Source organism: Sphingomonas sp. CCH9-E2 (assembly GCF_001557215.1).
GTDB lineage: Bacteria > Pseudomonadota > Alphaproteobacteria > Sphingomonadales > Sphingomonadaceae > Sphingomonas.
Genome location: NZ_LSJM01000460.1, coordinates 1 through 2,033 on the forward strand (window position 1 = coordinate 1; position 2,033 = coordinate 2,033).

Sequence of the window (2,033 nt, forward strand, 5' to 3'; positions counted from 1 at the left end):
CCCCGCCCCGACGGCAAGCCGGGCATTGGTCGTGCGCTGATCACCATTCTGTTTTTGTCGGCAGCGCTGGTCGGCGGCGTGGCCCAGGCCTGGTTCCTGCTGCGCGCATGACCCGGTCCGGATCGATCCTTGCGCTGGCCCTGCTGGCCGGGAGCGCCAGCGCCGCGATGGCGGCGGGCGACGCCAAGCACGCGGCTCCGGCCCATGGCGCGCCGCCCACCGCTGCGGCCAAGCCCGCCCCGGGCGGTGCGGTGGTCAAGCCGCAGCCCTTTGCCGCGCAGCTCGCCGAAATGCCGCGCGCCGTGCCGGGTGCGCGGTCGGAAATCGACATTCCGCTCGCCTGGTCCTTGATCGCGCGCAGCACGGCCGAGACGCGACAGGCCGCGCGCTGGAAACTGGCGACCGCGCTGATCGACGGGCGGCGTGGTGCCGAAGCGCTGGGCGTGCTCGAAACGATGCAGCGCGACGACGCCGCGCTCGAACTGGTGCCGGCCTGGCGGCTGGCGATGGGCAAGGCGCAGGTCCTGGCGGGCCGCAATGCCGTCGCGCTGACCTGGTTCAACGCGCCCGAATTGCTGGCCGACCCGGAAGCCTGTGCGTGGCGCATCCGCGCGCGCGCAGTGATCGACGGCGCCGAAGGCAGCGCGCTGCTCAAATGCGCGGTGCCCGCGATCCTTGCGCACCGCGGCGCGGACCGCGTGGCGTTCCTGCTGGATGCTGCCGCAGGACTGAGCCGGTCGGGTCATCACGACCGCGCCCTGCGCTTCCTTGCCGCGGCCCCGGACCAGAATAGCGCCGCCAATCTGCTGCGCGGGATCGCGTTGCTGGCGACCGGCCAGCATGAAGCTGGCAAGCTACGGCTTGATCGCGTGATGCTGTCGGGCAGCCCGGCCGAGCGTGCCGAAGCCGAACTCGCGCTGATCCGCGACGCCGTTACGCGCAACGCGATCAAGCCGGGCGAAGCCGTCAAGCGGCTCGACGCCCTCACCTTTCGCTGGCGCGGCGGCGAGGTCGAGCGCGCGGCGCTCGACCTCAAATGGCAGCTTGCCGAGCGCATGCATGATCCGGTCGTTGCGCTCGTCGCGTCGGCCACGCTGTTCCGCCATTTCGACCTTGGTGCCCAGACGGCATCGACGCTGACGCAGATCCAGACCGATCTCCAGGCGCTGGTCAACGATCCCAAGCGCCCGATCGCACAGGCGGCGGGGCTGTTCTGGGAATATCGCGACCTGTCGCCGACTGGCGCGCCGGGCGACCTGCTGGTGAGCACGCTGGCCGATCGACTGTCTGCGGCGGGGCTGCATGTCCGCGCCGCCGAGTTGCTGCAGCACCAGATGCAGAACCGCGCGATCGACATCGCCAAGGGACCGTTGTCGGTCCGCATTGCACGCCTGCTGCTGCTTGCCGACAAGCCCGATCAGGTACTGACGATCCTGCGCCGGAGCGACGGCCCGGACTATCCCGCGCCGATCGCGGCGGATCGTCAGCGGATGCAGGCGATCGCCGCGTGGCGCATGGGTCGGCGCGGCGATGCGCTGGCGATGCTGGACCAGATTGCGGACGCCGACGACCTGCGCGCCGAAATGCTGTGGCAGGCGCGCGACTGGGCCCGTTTCGCGCAGGCCAATCGCGCCGTCCTCGCCCCCGGCCGCAATGCCGCCGTCCTGCGTCAGGCGGTTGCGCTGGTGATGCTGGGCGACGAGCCGGGGCTTGCTGCGCTGCGCAAGCGTTACCTCCCGTCGTTGCGCGGGACCAAGGCGGGCGAGGCGCTGGGCGCGCTCGCCGCACCCAGCGGCGCGGTCAATCCGGCCGCGCTCGATGCTGCCATGGCGGGCGTGTCGGAGACCGCCGCCGACGGCGACCTGCTGCTGCTCGCACGCGGCTAATCCAAACTCAAAGATCGGGCGATCGCATCCTGCAGCCGGCATGGGATGTTCGCGCGCGGCTGCGCCCCCCATGTCCTGCGCCCCACGCAGAAGAAAAGCGGCGGTGCCGGGGGAGGCACCGCCGCAAGGATCAAACCGTCCGGGGGG

General features: G+C 71.5%; 1 protein-coding gene. It reads left to right on the forward strand.

Going from position 1 to position 2,033, the window contains the following annotated elements:
* Positions 1-107 precede the first annotated feature (107 nt).
* Positions 108-1,886, forward strand: a complete 1,779-nt coding sequence (locus AX681_RS20855) for a hypothetical protein (protein ID WP_066656238.1) — start codon at positions 108-110, stop codon at positions 1,884-1,886.
* The last annotated feature ends 147 nt before the right edge of the window (positions 1,887-2,033 follow it).

Bases quoted from the DNA above. Each gene is read 5' to 3' on its own strand.
- AX681_RS20855 (WP_066656238.1), top strand. From the start codon at position 108: ATGACCCGGTCCGGATCGATCCTTGCGCTGGCCCTGCTGGCCGGGAGC.